The 17976-nt window shown below is 56.5% G+C and carries 20 protein-coding genes; 9 read left to right on the forward strand and 11 right to left on the reverse strand.

The features are described from left to right. Positions 1-81: 81 nt before the first annotated feature. The 8 genes from fabG to Q5H92_RS14480 all read left to right on the forward strand — a co-directional run bounded on the left by fabG (position 82) and on the right by Q5H92_RS14480 (position 8246). Entirely contained in the window at positions 82-831 is a 750-nt protein-coding gene (gene fabG, locus Q5H92_RS14445) for a 3-oxoacyl-[acyl-carrier-protein] reductase (RefSeq protein ID WP_305012245.1), read from the forward strand. 8 nt (positions 832-839) lie between these two features. Beyond that, entirely contained in the window at positions 840-1628 is a 789-nt protein-coding gene (locus Q5H92_RS14450) for a DUF4262 domain-containing protein (RefSeq protein ID WP_305012246.1), read from the forward strand. Between the two features lie 48 nt (positions 1629-1676). Beyond that, complete coding sequence (locus Q5H92_RS14455) at positions 1677-2336, forward strand: YiiX family permuted papain-like enzyme (protein ID WP_305012247.1); 660 nt, start codon at positions 1677-1679, stop codon at positions 2334-2336. A gap of 67 nt (positions 2337-2403) precedes the next feature. Next, the gene (locus Q5H92_RS14460) at positions 2404-4485 is read left to right on the forward strand and encodes a VWA domain-containing protein (protein WP_305012248.1); all 2082 of its coding nucleotides are present in this window, start codon (positions 2404-2406) and stop codon (positions 4483-4485) included. A 174-nt stretch (positions 4486-4659) separates the two neighbouring features. Beyond that, positions 4660-5340, forward strand: coding sequence for an NAD-dependent epimerase/dehydratase family protein (locus Q5H92_RS14465; RefSeq protein WP_305012249.1), 681 nt, complete (start codon positions 4660-4662; stop codon positions 5338-5340). Between the two features lie 102 nt (positions 5341-5442). Then, a complete protein-coding gene (locus Q5H92_RS14470) occupies positions 5443-6576 on the forward strand; it encodes an MBL fold metallo-hydrolase (protein WP_305012250.1) in 1134 nt (377 codons plus the stop codon). 91 nt (positions 6577-6667) lie between these two features. Next, positions 6668-7255, forward strand: a complete 588-nt coding sequence (locus Q5H92_RS14475) for a pseudouridine synthase (RefSeq protein ID WP_305012251.1) — start codon at positions 6668-6670, stop codon at positions 7253-7255. 7 nt (positions 7256-7262) lie between these two features. Next, positions 7263-8246, forward strand: a complete 984-nt coding sequence (locus Q5H92_RS14480) for an alpha/beta hydrolase (RefSeq protein WP_305012252.1) — start codon at positions 7263-7265, stop codon at positions 8244-8246. A 36-nt stretch (positions 8247-8282) separates the two neighbouring features. On the opposite strand, the gene Q5H92_RS14485 is transcribed toward Q5H92_RS14480, so the two are convergent. Continuing rightward, on the reverse strand, positions 8283-8867 hold the full coding sequence (locus Q5H92_RS14485) for an HAD family hydrolase (protein WP_305012253.1): 585 nt from the start codon (positions 8865-8867) through the stop codon (positions 8283-8285). A gap of 230 nt (positions 8868-9097) precedes the next feature. Between Q5H92_RS14485 and dnaK the strand changes: the two genes are divergently transcribed. Then, positions 9098-11023: a molecular chaperone DnaK gene (gene dnaK / locus Q5H92_RS14490; RefSeq protein WP_305012254.1), complete on the forward strand. Its 1926-nt coding sequence runs from the start codon at positions 9098-9100 to the stop codon at positions 11021-11023. 628 nt (positions 11024-11651) lie between these two features. Here dnaK and Q5H92_RS14495 read toward each other — a convergent pair. The 10 genes from Q5H92_RS14495 to Q5H92_RS14540 all read right to left on the reverse strand — a co-directional run bounded on the left by Q5H92_RS14495 (position 11652) and on the right by Q5H92_RS14540 (position 17784). Next, positions 11652-12266, reverse strand: coding sequence for a hypothetical protein (locus Q5H92_RS14495; protein WP_305012255.1), 615 nt, complete (start codon positions 12264-12266; stop codon positions 11652-11654). Beyond that, entirely contained in the window at positions 12253-12777 is a 525-nt protein-coding gene (locus Q5H92_RS14500) for a hypothetical protein (protein WP_305012256.1), read from the reverse strand. The genes Q5H92_RS14495 and Q5H92_RS14500 overlap by 14 nt, the downstream gene beginning before the upstream one ends. 525 nt (positions 12778-13302) lie before the next feature. Further along, positions 13303-14073, reverse strand: coding sequence for an HNH endonuclease signature motif containing protein (locus Q5H92_RS14505; RefSeq protein WP_305012257.1), 771 nt, complete (start codon positions 14071-14073; stop codon positions 13303-13305). An 11-nt stretch (positions 14074-14084) separates the two neighbouring features. Beyond that, a complete protein-coding gene (locus tag Q5H92_RS14510; protein ID WP_305012258.1) occupies positions 14085-14540 on the reverse strand; it encodes a hypothetical protein in 456 nt (151 codons plus the stop codon). 11 nt (positions 14541-14551) lie between these two features. Continuing rightward, positions 14552-14761 carry a hypothetical protein gene (locus Q5H92_RS14515; protein WP_305012259.1) on the reverse strand — a complete coding sequence of 70 codons (210 nt, stop codon included), beginning with the start codon at positions 14759-14761 and terminating at the stop codon, positions 14552-14554. Positions 14762-14763: 2 nt separating this feature from the next. After that, a complete protein-coding gene (locus Q5H92_RS14520; RefSeq protein WP_305012260.1) occupies positions 14764-15195 on the reverse strand; it encodes a hypothetical protein in 432 nt (143 codons plus the stop codon). 306 nt (positions 15196-15501) lie between these two features. After that, positions 15502-16008, reverse strand: coding sequence for an HAD domain-containing protein (locus Q5H92_RS14525; protein ID WP_305012261.1), 507 nt, complete (start codon positions 16006-16008; stop codon positions 15502-15504). Positions 16009-16012: 4 nt separating this feature from the next. Beyond that, complete coding sequence (locus Q5H92_RS14530; RefSeq protein ID WP_305012262.1) at positions 16013-16147, reverse strand: hypothetical protein; 135 nt, start codon at positions 16145-16147, stop codon at positions 16013-16015. A gap of 166 nt (positions 16148-16313) precedes the next feature. After that, entirely contained in the window at positions 16314-16607 is a 294-nt protein-coding gene (locus Q5H92_RS14535) for a hypothetical protein (protein WP_305012263.1), read from the reverse strand. 892 nt (positions 16608-17499) lie between these two features. Next, on the reverse strand, positions 17500-17784 hold the full coding sequence (locus Q5H92_RS14540; RefSeq protein ID WP_305012264.1) for a hypothetical protein: 285 nt from the start codon (positions 17782-17784) through the stop codon (positions 17500-17502). Positions 17785-17976: the final 192 nt, after the last annotated feature.

Consider the following 17976-nt stretch of genomic DNA (forward strand, 5'->3'; position numbering starts at 1 on the left):
CCGCTGTAGCGCGGACTTTTAGTCCGCGAATCAAAACCACTCACTCGCGGACTGAAAGTCCGCGCTACTTAACTTCGCCCCATGACCAACACACTCACCGGAAAAGTGGCCCTCGTGACGGGCGCTTCCAAAGGAATTGGCCGCGCCATCGCGGCGCATTTTGCCCAGCTCGGCGCCGATGTCGCCTTCACCTATCTGTCCTCGGTTGAAAAAGGCAAAGCCCTCGAAACCGAGCTGTCGGCCAACGGCACCAAGGTAAAAGGCTACCGCTCCGACGCCTCCGACTACGCCCAAGCCGAACAGCTCATCACCAACGTGGTGGCCGATTTCGGCAAGCTCGACATCCTCGTCAACAACGCCGGCATCACGCAGGACGGCCTGCTTATGCGCATGAGCGAGGAGCAGTGGGACAACGTACTGCGCGTGAACCTCAAATCCGTGTTCAATCTCACCAAGGCTGCCACCAAGCCCATGATGCGCGCCAAGGCCGGCTCCATCATCAACATGACCAGCGTGGTGGGCCTCAAGGGTAACGCCGGGCAGGCCAACTACGCCGCCAGCAAGGCCGGCATCATCGGCTTCACCAAATCGGTGGCCCTGGAGCTGGGCTCGCGCAACATCCGCTGCAACGCGGTGGCGCCCGGCTTCATCGAAACCGAGATGACCGACGCTCTCGACCCCAAGCAGGTGGACGAGTGGCGCAAGGCCATCCCGCTCAAGCGCGGCGGCCAGCCGGAGGACGTGGCGAAAGCGACGGCGTTTCTGGCGTCGGACGATTCGGCCTACATCACCGGGCAGGTGCTGCAGGTAGACGGCGGGATGCTGACGTAAGGCAGCAAATGGCCACGCCGGAAGAACACGCTGCGCATAATGCGGAGTCCGAAGCTCGGATTCTCAGCGACATTGAGGAGCACGGGTTTCATATTGCCTTGTATAATGGCGACGGTTATTCTCCCAGCTTCGCCCATACCATCGGGCTATATAAAACTTATGGCTACCCAGAGCTCATCTGCTTTGGATTCAGCCTTGAGTTGTTGCATTCAGTGCTTTGGGAGGGCAAAAGGTTGCTAGATAAGCAGCCTGAGCCTGACCGCAACGTGGGGTATCCAGATTTCTTGGAAGGCTTTCATGTTCGTTTCGTAACCGTCGACGAAGACCGTTATCCTGATTATTTCGGTTACGCTGGGTGGTTTTACAAAAACTGGGACTTTCCAGCGTTACAAATTGTGTGGCCCGATAAGCAGGCGCTATATCCCTGGGATGAGGGCTTCAATCCAGATTGGAAAGCTGCCCAGCCGCTGCTTGACCGGGACCATGATTTCAAGTTTCGGGAGGAGCGAAACGTTGCCGTGTTTACCACAAGGCAGGTTTTGGATGGCTTGCCAATTCTGCGGGTAGTCCACGAATCTGATGGTGACTGGCAGTTTCTCTGCGACACCACTTATGACGTGGCCGATTTGAAAGTTGTCGCGCTGGAGGAAATCGTGAAACGCGACCCAACCCTTAACGAGTTGTTCCAACTGAATTATGGTTGGCACGCACAGCGGGAAGCGGTTGGGGAAAAGTGGCAAACCGAAGAACATGAAATAGAGGAGGACGATACCGAAGACACAGAAGAAACTGAGTAGTGACGATTATCCGCACCTCTTGGAATGCTCTTAGCTCGACCTTGAGACATGAAAAAAACTTCCCTCCTGCTCCTGGCGCTGGCGCTGCTCATTTCCGTCTTTGCCCTCCGGCCCGTGCGCCGCGCCTACAGCCACCGCTTTGGGCAGGCGGCCGCCGACCGTAAGCTTTTCCGCGACGGTGACCTGGTTTTTCATACCAGCCGGTCGGAGCAAAGCCAGGCCATTCAGCTGGCTACGCACTCGCCTTACAGCCACTGCGGCCTGCTCTACCAGCAGGACGGGCAGTGGCTGGTGCTGGAAGCCATGCAGCCGGTGAAGGTGACGCCGCTGATGGAGTGGACCGGCCGGGGCCGCGGCGACCATTACGTGGTGAAACGGCTGCGCGACGCCGAAACCGCCCTCACCCCCACCGCCCTGCAACGGATGAAAGCCGTGGGCCAGGCCATGGTCGGCCGCGACTACGACGGTACCTTTGGCTGGTCCGACGACCGGATTTATTGCTCCGAGCTCATCTGGAAAGTGTATGAGCGCGGGCTGTGCCGGCGGCTGGGGCAGCTCCAGCACCTGCGCGATTTCGACCTGAGCCACACGGCCGTGCAGGCCAAATTGAAGGAGCGCTACGGCGACAGTTTGCCGCTGAATGAAACGGTGATTTCGCCGGTCAGCATCTTTAACAGTCCCGAACTGGTTACCGTGCTCAACCGTTGATGCAGCGGCAGGCTGCAACTTTAGCCGTGCGGGCCGACCTTTAGGGCTGATTCAATCCAATTTTCGTTTGCTGACCACTCAATATTCTTCCTGGTTTATCCTGCTCTGCCTGGCCGTGGGCGCGGGCTACGCCGCCCTGCAATACTCGGCCAAAACGCCCTGGAGCAAGCAATTGAACTACGCGCTGGCGGCCTTGCGCTTTGCCGTGGTCAGCTTTCTGTGCTACCTGCTGCTTGGGCCGTTCATCAAGAGCACCACCACGCGCACCGAGCAACCCACCTTGGTGCTGGCCGTCGATAACTCGCAGTCGGTAGAGCTTTTCACGCCCAAAAACGTGCTCAACCAAGCCACTACTGGCTTGGGCAAGCTGGCCCAAACGCTGCGCGGCAAGGGTTTCGTTGTCGAAACCCGGACGCTGACGTCGGCCACGGCCCGCCCGGCGTCGCTCGATTCATTGCGTTTCGGCGCCACTACCACCGACCTCGACCGGCTGCTCTCCGGCACCCGCGAAACCTACGATGGCCGCAACCTGGCCGGCGTGGTCCTGCTCTCCGATGGCCTTGTGAACCAAGGGCGCAGCCCGGCCTATTCCGAGTTCAGTTTCCCGATTTACAGCGTGGCGATGGGCGACACTATCCCTAAAAAGGACCTGCGCCTCAGTGGCCTCACCTACAACCGGGTGGCTTTCAGCGGCAATAAATTCCCGATTGAGGCTGAACTGGGTTTTGAGGGCTACGCGGGCGGCGCGGCCACCGTGGAGCTGCGCGAGGGCAGCCGCGTGCTCGATACGCGCCGCGTGGCCCTGCCGGCCGGCCGGCGCCGGGTGCGAACGACCTTCCAAATCACAGCGCCCGCGCCCGGCAAGCGCCGCTACGATGTGCGCATTGTGCCCCAGCCGGGCGAGTTTACGACGCTAAACAACCAGCGCACGGCCTTCATCGAAATTGTGAAGGGCAAGCTGCGCGTGTTGCTGGCCGGCGCCGCGCCCCACCCCGACTTGAAGGCCCTGCGCGCCGCCATTCTGGCCAACGATAACTTCGACCTGACGCTGGCCCTGCCCGGCCTGGAGCCGCTGAAAGCCGGGGCCGATTTCGACGTGGCCATCCTGCACCAGCTGCCAGCCCAGGGCGGGCTCGGCAACGACATTCTGGCCCAGGTGAAGGCTCGCAAAACGCCTGCGTTTTACATTCTGGGCGCACAGTCCGATTTGGCGGCTTACAACCAGTTGGGCGCGGGCCTCACCATTCAGCCGCGCGGCAGCCAGACCGATGAGGTGACACCGGTGCCCAACCCCGGCTTCGCCCGCTTTGCCACGGATGAGGAGTCGGCCCGGCGCTTTGCGCAATACCCGCCCGCGCCGGTGCCCTTCGGCGACTACCGGCTGAGGGCCGGCGCTGAAGCCGCGCTCTGGCAACAGGTGGGCCGGGTGGCCACCCAGAAGCCGCTGCTGGTATTCGGCGGCCCCGCCGATGCCCGCCGCGCCACCCTGCTCACCGACGGCAGCTGGCAGTGGCGCCTGAGCGAAGCCGTTGCCCACGACGACAAGCCCGAAGCCTACGACCGCCTCATCATCCGCACGCTCCAACTCCTCACCCAAAACGCCAACAAAAAGCGGCTCGACGTGTACCCCACGCAGGACGCCTTCGGCACCCAGGACGACGTAACGCTGGGCGCCGAAACCTACAACGCCGTATTTGAGCGCCTTTATAACCAGAAAATCGACTTGGTTTTGACGGATGAGAAGCAGCAGGCCCGCCGCTTCAGTTTCGCCAACGCCGAGGACGGCTCGCCGCTGCACCTGGGCCCGCTGCCGGCGGGGCTGTATAAGTACCAGGCGCGCGCCACCCTGGGCGGCCAAGCCCAGCAGGATGCCGGCGAGTTGCTGGTGCAGGAGCAGCCACTAGAAGCCCTGGAATCGAAGGCGGACCACAACTTATTGGCGCAGCTCTCGCGCCGCAGCGGCTCGCGGCTCTACTATCCGGCGCAAATGGACAGGCTGGCGCAGGACATCATCAAGGCCAATTACAAGCCGGTGATTACGGCCGAGGAAGACCTGAAGGACCTGATAAATCTGAAGTGGCTTTTCTTCGTAATTCTGGCCTTTCTAACGGTGGAATGGGCCGTGCGGAAATACTCGGGCAGCGTGTAGAAACGACGAATCCAGAACGTCATGCCGAGCGTAGCGAAGCATCTTTACCGCGCAGCGCAATTAATTTACTGCTGCGGTAAAGATGCTTCGCTACGCTCGGCATGACGTTCTTACGATGTTCGGTAAAGCAAAACCGCCGCCGCTGCGTCCTCCCTCCTACTTTACCGCACCGATATGAAACTACGAGTCATTTTAACCGGGGCCACCGGCATGGTGGGCGAGGGCGTGTTGCTCGAATGCCTGCAAAATCCCAACGTGGAGCGCGTCCTGGTGCTCACGCGCAAGCCCACGGGCCGCACTCACGTTAAAATGACCGAGCTGCTAGTGCCCGACCTGGCCAACCTGAGTGCCGTGGAAAGCCAACTGACGGGATACAACGCCTGTTTTTTCTGCGCCGGCATCTCGTCGGTGGGCATCTCGAAGGAAGAATACGAACGTATCACCCACGATATGACGCTGGCCGTGGGCGAAACCCTGGCCCGCCTCAACCCGGACCTGACGTTCATCTACGTGTCGGGCGCGGGCACCGACAGCGCCGAAAAAAGCGGCCAGCACTGGGCCCGCGTAAAGGGCCGCACCGAAAACGCACTGCTGGCCCTGCCCTTCCACGCCGCCTACATGTTCCGCCCGGGCTTCATGAAAGCCACCGAAGGCCAGCGCAACATCCTGAGATGGTACGGCGCCATTGCCTGGCTCTACCCGCTGGCCCGGCGGCTGGCGCCGAATTTCGTGAGTACGATGCAGGAAGTGGGCCGGGCCATGATAAACGCCGCCGATTTTGGCTACTCTAAACCCGTGCTCGAAGTGCGTGACATTGTGGCGCTGGCCCACGGCAAGGCGGCGCCTCGTCCGTAGCGCGAACGTACAGTTCGCGTCTCCACACGCTGTTTACTCAATCCCCGCACGGCTTTACCGACGCGGGGACGCGAACTGAAAGTTCGCGCTACTGCCCAACCCATGCGTAAATCCCTAAAAGTCTTTTTTATGGCAAGCAGCAGCCTACTGGGCGCGGCAATGATAGCCACGGCGGCCTTCGTCAGCCTCAGCCCGCAGCTGGGCGGCAAAGCCACCAAAACCGAGCGCGCGGCCTACGTGAAATCGGGCCACTACAATGCGAAAGAAGGCGAGTTTGTGAACCTGATTCCGACCCGGGAAATGACCGGCGGCAGCATGCCGTCGGTGATGTGGAAGTTTCTGTTCCATAAATCGCCCCAGGCCGCGCCGCCCGGCCCGCTGCCGCAGCAGCCGCTCGATTCGTTGGCCATCACCCGCAAGACGCCCGAAATGGTGCGCGTGACGTGGTTCGGCCACTCGGCCAGCCTGGTTGAAATCGCGGGCCAGAACATCCTGCTCGACCCCATGCTGAGCATCGAAATGGGCCCCGTGAGCTGGGCCACACCCAACCGCTACAACCGCACCCTCGCCATCAGCCCGGAAAAGCTGCCGCCCATTGCCGCCGTCCTCATCTCGCACGACCACTACGACCACCTCGACTACGCCACCATTCGCAAAATCAAGGACAAGGTGGGCCATTTCTATGTGCCGCTGGGCATCGGTCCGCACCTGCGCCGCTGGGGCGTGCCGAATGCGAAAATCGTGGAAATGAACTGGGGCGACAGCACCCGCCTCGCCAATGGCCTCATGCTGCGCTGCACGCCCAGCCGCCACTTTTCGGGCCGGGGCCTGGGCAACCGCAACTCCACGCTCTGGTGCTCGTGGGTGATGCAGGCACCGGCCAAACGCGTGTTTTACACCGGCGATGGTGGCTATGGCCCGCACTTCGCCGCCATCGGCCAGCAGTATGGCCCCTTCGATTTGGCGCTGGTAGAATGTGGGCAGTACAACGACAGCTGGGCCGACATCCACATGAAGCCCGAGCAGAGCGTGCAGGCCGCCCGCGACGTGCGCGCCGCCGTGATGCTGCCCGTGCACTGGGGTGCCTTCACCGAATCGCTCCACGCTTGGAACGAGCCCGTAACCCGCGCCACTGCCGAGGCCGCACGGCTGGGCCAAGTGATAACGACGCCGCATTTGGGCGAGCCGGTAACTTTGGGCACTGAGCTGCCGCAGTCGCGCTGGTGGGAGAAGTAGCGCGAACTTTGTAGTTCGCGTCCCCGCGCCGTTAGGACCATTCTAATGGCGCGGGGACGCGAACTACAAATGTTCGCGCTACAGTGCTATTATGCGTTACATCCTGCTGAATAAGCCTTACGAAGTCCTCACCCAGTTCACCGACGAGCACGGCCGTGCCACGCTCAAGGATTTTGTGCCGGTGCCCAACGTGTACCCCGTCGGCCGACTCGACTTCGACAGCGAAGGCCTGCTCCTGCTCACCGACGACAAGCAGCTCCAGCACCGCCTCAGCGACCCCAAGTTCAAAGTCCCAAAAACTTACTGGGCTCAGGTAGAAGGCACGATTTCCGAAGCAGCTTTGCAGAATTTGCGGCGCGGCGTACAGATAAAAGAAGGCCTCACTGCTCCCGGCGAAGCCACCGAACTGCCCGAGCCGGCCCACCTCTGGTCGCGCACGCCGCCAATCCGCTACCGCGCCAGTATCCCTACCATTTGGCTGGAAATCCAGATTTCGCAGGGCATGAACCGGCAGGTCCGCAAGATGTGCGCCGCCGTGGGGCTGCCGTGTTTGCGGCTAGTGCGCGCGGCCATCGGGCCCTTGGGACTGGGTGAACTGCAGCCCGGCCAGTGGCGCGACCTCACGCCTGAGGAAGTGAATTCGCTGCGGAAAATAAGCGGTACTCTGCGGCGTTTCTAGGTCACAAATGAAAAAACGTTACCGCCGCCGACTTCTAATATTCTTTCTGGTCGGCTTCGCCGCGATGAACGCCGTGGCCTTCTTCCATGCCTGGCGCTTCACTCATTTCGCCAACGAGCCTGGCCAGCGCTCGCCCAACCCCGAGCAACTCAGCTCCGGCCAGAAGCTCTGTCTGCTGCTCACCGGCATCCGCAACCCCAAGCCGCAGAACGGCCCCAAGCCCGGCTTCCCGGTCGAAACCGTCACCATCAACAGCCCCAACGGCCCGCTCGAAGCGTGGTACGCCACGCCCGACAGCAGCCAGGCACGCGGCACTGTGGCCCTGTTTCACGGCTACACCAGCAGCAAGTCGCACCTCACCCACGAGGCCGGCTACTTCCGCCGCCTGGGCTACAACGTACTGCTCGCGGACCAGGCCGGTAACGGCAACTCCGCCGGTTTCCGCACCACCGTCGGCTACCGCGAGGCGGACGACGTAGCAGCCATCTTCCACTGGCTTCAAGACTCCGCAAAGTCGTCAGGCTCCCCTCTCTTGGGGAGAGGGGCCGGGGGTGAGGTTATTTTATACGGCGTCAGCATGGGCGCCGTAGCCGTCCTCCGTGCCGAGGCCGAGCTAGGCATTCGTCCCACCGCCAACATCCTCGAATGCCCCTACGGCAACATGCGCCAGACGGCCTACAACCGCTTCGCCTCCATGCATGTGCCCGGCTTCCCGATGGCCGATTTGCTGGTGTTCTGGGGCGGCGTGCAAAACGGCTTCTGGGCCTTCGGCCTCAATGCCGAGCACTACGCCAGCCAAATCCACACGCCCACCCTCCTGCTCTGGGGCACCGCCGACCCGCGCGTGACCCGCGCCGAAACCGATGCCATCTTCGCCCACCTCGCCGGCCCCAAAGCCCGCCACGACTTCCCCGGCGTGGGCCACGAGCCCTACTGGCACCGCTACCCCGCCGACTGGGAGCAGCAGACGCGGGCGTTTCTGAGCCGCTAATTCAATTAATCTTCCCTCTGCTTCTTGTCAGCGGGTTCATTGTTTAGGAGGAAACTTCAGTTGCCACTGCCGCTTTTCGATACTTCTGACATTGGCTTCCTCATGCAATGAATGCAGATAATTGGTGAGAATTATTAATTCATTATCGCTTGGGTCGCCCAGAAACGGCGTGGGATAAATGGCGTTTCCGTAGCAATTGCGCACTTTCTCTGGCGTATCGTCCACAATCAGAATCCGTTTTGCATCGTAGCCCAGCCGCCGTACTTTCTTGAGCAGCTTGGCGTATTCGTAATGGCTGGCTCCTTCCAAGCCATAGTATCCATACTCATCAATCCGGGACAAGGCCAGTGGCGTGCAGCGTGAGCGCCCCCATACAAACACCGGCTTTATTTCCGCTGGAAATATCTTAGCTACCACTTGACTCACGTAATCGTCGCTGGCCGATGACCATACGGCTAGGTCGAACATCTCTGCACAGGCCCGCAGAAAATCATCCAGCCCGGGGCGCTTGTACACATAGTAGTGGTAAATCTGAAATGCATAATCATCACCCAGCTTGGTAGCAGTAGCGTGAATAAGCGTTTCATCAAGGTCCAGAATCAGCAGGATTTTACTTTCCATAGCGAGTAGCAAGGTAATCCAAGGCTCGTTTCCGCCCCCTTGGCAGGAAAATTTTGGCCCTTTGAAACAAATCCCGCCACCGCGTCGGATAATCTTCCGCGCCGGGCCGAATCGGTGACAATCTGTCACCAAAACGACGCTGGTACGTTGCTTGTAATCCCCCGGTAGCGGCGGCAACGCTGCTTTCAACCTGACACATTCCACTCTCAATCTTAACCAACACACCCCTCATGGGCAAAATAATCGGCATTGACCTCGGCACCACCAACTCGTGCGTAGCCGTAATGGAAGGCAACGAACCCGTTGTAATTCCCAACAGCGAAGGCCGCCGCACCACCCCCAGCATCGTCGCTTTCCTCGACGGGGGCAAAGGCGAGCGCAAAGTGGGCGACCCGGCTAAACGCCAGGCCGTGACCAATCCCAAGAATACGATTTCCAGCATCAAGCGCTTCATGGGCCGCCACTTCAACGAAGTGACCGCCGAGCAGAAGCACGTTTCCTACGACGTCGTAGCCGGCCCCAACAACACGGTAGCCGTGAAGATTGGTGACCGCAACTACACGCCGCAGGAAATCTCGGCCATGGTGCTCCAGAAAATGAAGCAAACCGCTGAGGATTACCTCGGCACGACCGTGACCGAAGCCGTTATCACGGTGCCCGCTTACTTCAACGACGCCCAGCGCCAGGCCACCAAAGAAGCCGGTGCCATCGCCGGCCTCGACGTGAAGCGCATCATCAACGAGCCCACCGCGGCCGCCCTGGCTTACGGCCTGGACAAAAAGCACAAAGACCAGAAAATCGCTGTGTATGACCTCGGCGGTGGTACGTTCGACATTTCCATTCTGGAGCTTGGCGACGGCGTGTTTGAAGTACTGAGTACCAACGGCGACACCCACCTCGGCGGCGACGACTTCGACCAGGTTATCATCAACTTCCTCGCCGACCAGTTCAGCAGCGAGAACGAAGGCCTCGACCTGCGCAAGGACCCCATGGCCCTGCAGCGCCTGAAAGAAGCCGCTGAGAAAGCCAAAGTAGAGCTCTCCAGCTCGACCGAAACCGAAATCAACCTGCCCTACATCACCGCCACGGCCTCCGGCCCCAAGCACCTGGTGGTGAAACTGAGCCGCGCCAAGTTCGAGCAGCTCGCCGACGACCTCGTGCGCCGCTCGATGGACCCGGTGAAAAAAGCCCTGCAGGACGCTGGCCTGAGCACGTCGGACATCGATGAGGTTATCCTCGTGGGTGGCTCGACCCGCATTCCACGCATCCAGGAGGAAGTAGAGAAGTTCTTCGGCAAGAAGCCTTCGAAAGGCGTGAACCCCGACGAAGTGGTGGCCATCGGTGCCGCCATCCAGGGCGGTGTGCTGACTGGCGAAGTGAAGGACGTGCTGCTGCTCGACGTGACCCCGCTCTCGCTGGGCATTGAGACGATGGGCGGCGTGATGACCAAGCTCATCGAGTCGAACACGACCATTCCGACCAAGAAATCGGAGACTTTCTCGACGGCTTCGGACAACCAGCCTTCGGTGGAAATCCACGTGCTGCAAGGCGAGCGCCCGCTGGCCAGCCAGAACCGCACCATCGGCAAATTCCACCTCGACAGCATCCCGCCCGCACCCCGTGGCGTGCCGCAAATTGAGGTAATCTTCGACATCGACGCCAACGGCATCCTGAACGTAACCGCCAAGGACAAGGGCACCGGCAAAGAGCAGAAAATCCGCATCGAAGCCAGCAGCGGCCTGAGCGAGGACGACATCAAGCGCATGCGCGACGAAGCTGCCGCCAACGCCGACGCCGACAAAGCCGAAACCGAGCGCATCGGCAAAATGAACGCCGCTGATTCGATGATTTTCCAGACCGAGAAGCAGTTGAAAGAGTACGGTGAGAAGCTGAGCGGTGGCAACAAAACCGCCATCGAAGGCGCCCTGGCCGACCTCAAATCGGCCCACGAAGCCAAAGACCTCGCCCGCATCGACACCGCCATGGAGGCCATCAATGCTGCCTGGCAGGCTGCCTCGCAGGAGATGTACGCCGCCGGTGGCGCCGAAGGTGGACAGCCTGGTGCCGACGGCCAGCCGCAAGGCGGCAACGGCCAAGGCCAGCCCGCTGGCGACCACGTGACCGACGTGGACTACGAAGAAGTAGACGGCAAATAAGGACCACGGATTCGCTCGGATTTTTCGGATTCCACGGATTTTGTGACTGATTGAAAAGGCCGGAGGCGTGAGCTTCCGGCCTTTTTGCGTTATTTGTTGGCCCGCACTCGGCGGCCCCTATCCCAAGGGTCCTGACTGGTCCCAAAACTAGGGAATGTTTGGGGAAGTCTGACACAGGAACTGACACATGACACCTACTCTTCAGGGAATAATTGGAAGTGGGTGGGTTGTGGGTCATGGGTAATCCAAGAAATTAGCCTTCCGTCTTCATCCAGCTCTGACCACCTCCACTTGAAGGACTCCAGCCAGGAATCCAACCAATGTTTGTCTACCACAAAGTCAGGGTCCTCCTCATAACTTCCCTCACCCTCGCTCCCATCCGGGAATAGAAGTTTACACCACCGGCATTCTCCCTGCCAGTCATTCTCCCCATTACAGGGAATCCATTCAGGGGTTGGGTTAAGGTCCATCGGGAGAGTCTTGGGGGTAGTTAACGGTTACACCATGGAAGTCTTTGGGGACTAACCCATCCTCACAGTGGACACAGGGAACAGCAGGTTTACTGCCCAGGTAATAGGTTTCCCCACTACCCTCACAGAAGATGCACACTTCCCACTTCTCTTCTTCCTCAGGGGTTAACTGTCTCATGTTGGGCTAGGGTTTTAGTGTACACCTCCTTAATAGCCTTCACACCACAGGGTAGTAGATTTCTACTCCCAATCCCGGCAAAGGACTGGGTGAGGATTGGGGTATCCGTAAACCCTTTCTGGGCCAATTCCTCATGGGGGACAAACTTCCCATCTAGGTATTCCCAGAAGAACCACTTCCCTTGGGCCTGGTCAAATACATACACACGTTTTCCCATCTGGATGGCCATTTCCACAGTCCACCCTGTTCCCCCCGCTACCACTTCCTTTCCCGAGGTATTCCGGAAACCCTTGTCCAACCCACCCACAGGAATGATGGTGGAGATGGCATACAGGGCTTGGCAGTGGTAGGCTTGGAACCAGTTCCTTTTCACCAGGTTAATGCCTTGGAACTTGAAAGGTCTACCCAGGACTTGGGCCGCCAGGTTAACAGCCTGGTCTATCTGGTGGGGGAGGTCAGTGGGAAGATGGAGCAGGTCCTGTGTGGTCCAGTGTCTAACCTCCAAGAGAAGTCCAGACTCCTTACCCAACTTAGCCCATTGGACGTCTGCTCCGGCTGCACCCCCACTGTGGAGGGTATAATTAGAACTGGGCATACTTCTCAAGGTCTTCTTTGGCTTCCTCCAGTAGGGAAGTCAGGTGGTAGTTGTCTTCCTTCAGGTCCTGGACTGTATCCCGGAGTTCTTCCACTTCCTGGGAATGGTCCTGGGTCAGTACATCAAGGGTGGATTCCACACCATGTTGGTTGATATATTCCTCCAACTTCTGGGCGTAGATGTCCAGCATTATGTCAGAAGTGGAATTGAGCAGGATGAGGGGAATGTCCAGGGCTTTGGCCACCCTCTCTTGGTCATAGTCTGCCATGTCCTCCACCCAGGCACAGATGTCATAAACATAAGGGGTTTCCTCTGACTTGGCTTCAGCAGTGGCCAGTTCTCCTTCCAAGTCAACCTTCTCTTCCTCCAGTTCGTCAATCTTGTGGTCTCGGGACTTCAACTCTTCCTCCTGTTCATACAAAAAATCACTCACTTCCTCCAACAGGTCATCGGGGACCTTCCCTTCCAACTTCAACAGCAACTTCTCTAAGGGGGTGGGTTCTTTGGTCATGGTCTCTTAACTAGGTAATGGTAAACTCTGAGGGTATAGCACTTCCCGTATTGCCACAGGGACTTGATTAGGAAGTACTGGGCCACCCCGGGAGTTAGGGAAAAGGCCATACTGGGTAGGAAGATGTTCCACTCCCAGTGTTCCCGGTCCTTCCATCCTTCCACGGCGTACAGGGTACCCAATAGGAGGAATGTGATGGCCCAGGTATTAAATAGGACTACTGTCATTCATGGGTGGGTTATGGTTTGGTGGGAAGTTGGACACCTTTCTCGGTGAGTTTCTGGGCCAGTGCCCTCATCCATACTCTCTGGGGGTTTTCTTGTAGATATACATTAACCCGGGTTGTCACAGGGAACTCATCATGTGTTGTACCTAGACAGTGGTCAACACCCAGTTCTACCAATGACTGTTCAATAAGGTCTTCCATGGGGTTAATTAGAACTAATGGTGGAAAAGAGGACCTTGTTCACTTGGGTCAGGTCATAGGAATACAGGGAAGGGAGACACTTCATTGGGCTTACACTGTTAGGTGGACAATTCAATTCCTCCCAACCGTCTAATCCTTTGACATTTCCTGCATACTCTGATACCCCTACTGTTGGCGTTGTGGTATGTATTTTCATAAGAGAGTTCATGTCCTCTTTTACAATGAGTTAGTCTTTGACCATGACTTCGGCCTTTCTTGACCATGTCCTGAGTATTATCCTTTACTGTGCCTAAAAAGAGGTGGTCGGGATTGGAGCAAACAGGATTATCACAAGTATGACAGACAAATAACCCTTTGGGTATGGGGCCTTTATGAAGTTCATAGGAAAAGCGGTGGGCACCTGTTGGTTTTCCGGCTTTTACCATTAGATAACCATAACCTTTAGGGTTTTTGTATCCTGTCCACTCCCAACAGCCTTCCTTCTTCCTTACCATTCCCCAAAACCTTTGTTCGGGTGTCAAGAGAGGTTGGTTTTTTGTAATCCACTGTAGGTTTTCCAGTTGGTTGTCTGTTTTTACACCATTTAAGTGTCGCACATAACCTAAGTGTAAAGGATTAGGAATAAATGCTGTGGCCAACAACCAAGCAACTTTAAAACCCAGTCGAGAGCCATTGACAACTAATTTACAGCAAGGGTCACCCATTCTGAGAAAAGTATGGATTATCCTATACTTTCCATTCTCCACTTTAAGAATAACCCCATCTTTGTTGATGAAGTATGGATTTTCTGGAAACACTCTGCCCCATAATTCAGGTCTAATTGACATCTCCTCCTCCATTTCCTCTTGGTTAAACTGTATCAGGTCCATTAGGAATAGGGTTAGGCTTTTACAAACAGGGACTTGGCTTCCAGAGCCTGTTCCAAGGGAATATTGTGGATTGTGGCCAGGACTTCTACCACCGCCATCAAGCCTTGGTACATTCCCTGCTCATGGTCTGGCTTGTCATAATACCCACCAGGGTAGGCTGTCTCAAAGGCTAGTTCTACCTGGGCCAACTCCTTCCATGTGTACCCTGTGGAGTCAATCTGCTCCTTGGCTGGACCTTTATACCTCTCAGGACTAAGTTCCTGACCCTGGTGACGGGTGGTGACAAATACATCTGCCCACCGTTGGGCATGAACACCCCAGTCAAGGTCTACTTTGTTGAGGCTATACCCACAGGAAGCTGCCACTAGGTTGCCTACAGCACACCCATAGCAGTTCCCTTTCCAGAGGGTGTCATTGAGGTATGCCTTCACAAGGATGGCCACGGAGTTGTCAAATGATTGTTTCATGGGTTAGGGAATTAGGCTAGGTGTTGGTACTCAAACCACTCAAGCTGAGAGCTGTGGTATTCCATGTGGGCTGCTTCCTCTTCCATGGCCTGTTGACGGGCATATTCCTCCTCTTCCAAGGCCATGTCTTCCCAAGCCCTGAAAGTCCAGTAGGCCTTCTCTGTGAGGGTTTCCGGTGGGTAATGTCCGGGGTGTGTGGGGTTGTAATACAGTAAGGCCATAACTACTTGGGAATAATGGTGAAACCTAGTTGATGTATTTTGTCTACTAGCTCGGTGACCAAGGAAGTCTGAGAGGTTTCTGATAGGTAGTTGTACACATAGGGCTCAGGTCCCAAGGCACTATTCCATTCGGTAACCCGGGCATGGTCCTTAGCACACTCCTCCAGGGCTGTCATCACCACGTTGTGGGATTGGGAAGAGAAGAGGGTAGAGAGTGGAATGGGTGTCCAAATCTTCCAGACCCCTTCCCTAAAGGCATACTCCGCACTCTCTGTTAACCAGTGGCTACTATTCTTCTTCCCCTTGGTGTCCTTGAAGTGGACTTTCCAACCCCCATTCTCACTTTCCAGCTTCCCAAAGGTGTAGATGATGGGTGGGTCCTCTGCCCTGTGGGTAAACTGCAACCCTTCCTTGATTTCTGGTACTTGGTTCATGGTTAGCAGGGAATTTGGATGAAGTAGATACAGGCTGTGTGACCCAATAGGCCAATCACCCCTATCCCACTGAATAGAGCCACCACTCCCCAGAAGTTGGGTTTCAAACGGGTGACCACAAAAGCTCCCCATCCCACCATTCCACCAACCATCAGGAATACTGACAATGCCAAGGGAATATTGGTAGGTATCAGGTGGTGTAGGCTCTCACCTAATAATTGGAAGTATGTCTTACACTGGTTCATGGTTTGGTCTGGGCCTGGCTAATGATGGTGGTGATGTTCCCGGTAATCCGTTTGGGTACTTTCATGGGGTTAGGAAGTCTTTAATCCGTTGACAGGTGAAGGGGGTAAGCCCCGCATAGGGGTCTGTTTGGAAGAAGTGAGGACCCTGTTCCAAGAGCATGTCCCCGTCATCATCCACTATGGCATAGTTGGAGTACTTGAAGGGGGTGTGGTCCAACCAGTACTTGATTTCCACCCCTCGGGGAATGCTGGCAGTGTTGTAAGGATTGGGGCCCGGAGGTTGGGCATGGATGGAAGGTGTAATACCTACTACCTCGAAGGTTCCCCCTACCCCATCAAACATGTCCTGTAGCTCATCCACATGCTTCCCAAGTCTCCAGGTGGAGGATACCACTACCTTGGTGTTGGTGTCCTTACACAGGTCGTTAATCCACTTAATCCGGTCAGGACACAGGTTGGCTACAGCATGGGATACTTCCTCTGTGGGCCAACCCCGTTTCTCGTAGAATACCTGACAATTCAGGACTCCATCCACATCAAGGAATAGGAGGTTAGGTCTGTCTTTCATGGGCTTAGAAGATGTAGTTGTAGGCAGTCCTGCGGTTGGCTTCCACTTCCTCTGGGGTGAGTTGGACCCAGCCCCCTACCAACAGGTGGTCAGACTTGGTCCAGGGCCACGGGGAAGTGGAAGGGAAGGCTTCAGCCATAGCTCGGTGAAGGTTGATGGGTCTATTGACCTTCCGGAAGTGGATTCTCTTCATGGTGTTGGGGAAGTGGTGAGTGTTAGTGACCCCATCTGGATTCAAACCAGAATGGCTCCTTTAGGGGAGGAGAATGTTATTCCTTACATCATGGGGCCTGGTAGATTGGGTACTAGGGAATGGTGAGGGTTACTTCCGCCAGCTCACACTTAGCCATGATTTCTTCCTCCATCTTTTGAACAGTTTCCCGAAGCATGGTATGGGCCTTACTCATCTTGTGGGTTACCCTTTTGATGGCTTCCTCCAGGGTATAGGACTCGGGAAGTAGGTTGGGGGCCTTGTAAGGGAATAGCATGAAATAGTCCCCCAGTGGGTCTTCCTCCACATACCAGTCCTCTACTTGGGCCCAAGCCAAAGGCCATTCCTGGTCTTCCTTAAACCGAAGGGCTTTGAATGTCTGGGTCATAGAGTTTGGTAAAGAGTGTGACAACTAATGAGGATGGAGCACCCACTTAGGAAGGAGGAAGACCCATTAAGGAGTTGCTGTTTCCTGACATGTGGGTACTGGTAAGCCTGACTAAAACAGAACCCTGAAAACAGGAGGATTGCTACCCCAAGAAGGAAGAAGGTAATTACTACTAACACCATGTTGAGAGTTGGGTTTAAAGGGTACACCTTGGTACTATTCCCATCCAAAGGTAGCCCGTGTATTGGGAATATCCTACTTGGTTGGCAGGTTATTGGACATTCCTAAGGACATGAAAAAGCCCCACTTGTTAGGTGAGGCCTGGGTGATGGGGAAGGAAGGGAAGGTTAGTCAAACCATTTGATGACCTCAGCCATCATTTCCACCATTTTGGGTGTTGGTTTGGGTGGGTTTTCACAGGCATGGAAGAAAGCCTTGAGGTCCTTCCTACTCATGTAGAGCTTGGGTACACCCCTGTACACCTTCTGGAATTGAATTCTCTTGGTCATGGGGTTAGGTAAGCCTCTCCTTATCAGAGAGGAAGTAGGTGGTAGGGTCTTGGGTAATCAGGGTGTGGGCTAAGGACTTGACCCGTTTCCCTCTTCCCTTGGGTAGTTTCAGGGCCTGCCTAATGGTGATGAGGCTCCGGCCACTGAGGGTAACCAGTTGGGTGTGGAGCGGGGTAAGGGTAGAGGGTCTACCGGTTTTCATGGGGCAACGGGTGGGTTGGGGGTGTAAAAGTGGAGGTTAGGCCACTAATAAACCCCCAATCAGGCCCTGGGAATATAAGAAGAGTAAGCGGGTTTTTGTGGAAAGAGTGGGCATAAGGTGTGTTGGAAAAAGGTAGTTGGAAGTAGGTAATGTACGGGAATAGGGTAATGGATAACTTGGACTACTTGCCTAGTATGGCAGCTTTACAAATGAGGAATTCCTGGTGTTCGGGGGAAAGTTCGGACCACATAGGGGAATCCCTACCAAGCTCAATCCTTTCCTGAAGGTATAGGTAACGAGCAAACACCTCTGGGTCATGGTTGAAGTCCTTGATGGTTACCTTCTTCTTGAACAGGTTTCTAACTGGGGGAGGAATCAGGTGTCCATTATCCAGGTAACTGCCCACAATAAGGGCAAACACAGACAGGAACACGATGGCCAGTATTAACAGAGTAAGGTCAGACATGGGATTGGGTTCTAAGGGCTTTCCAGGTGTAGTAATCTTTCCAACTTCCAAAGACTGTGGTGTGAGTACAGTGGGGACGTTTGGGCTCCAGAAGGGCCTCTTTCATGGTGGAGTGGGAAGTAAGTGTCCAATACCCGTCACTGCTCTCGTGGGCCACCAAGAAAGGGTATTGGGCTTGAAAGGCTAAGTCTT

The organism is Hymenobacter mellowenesis (assembly GCF_030581005.1).
Taxonomy (GTDB): domain Bacteria; phylum Bacteroidota; class Bacteroidia; order Cytophagales; family Hymenobacteraceae; genus Hymenobacter; species Hymenobacter mellowenesis.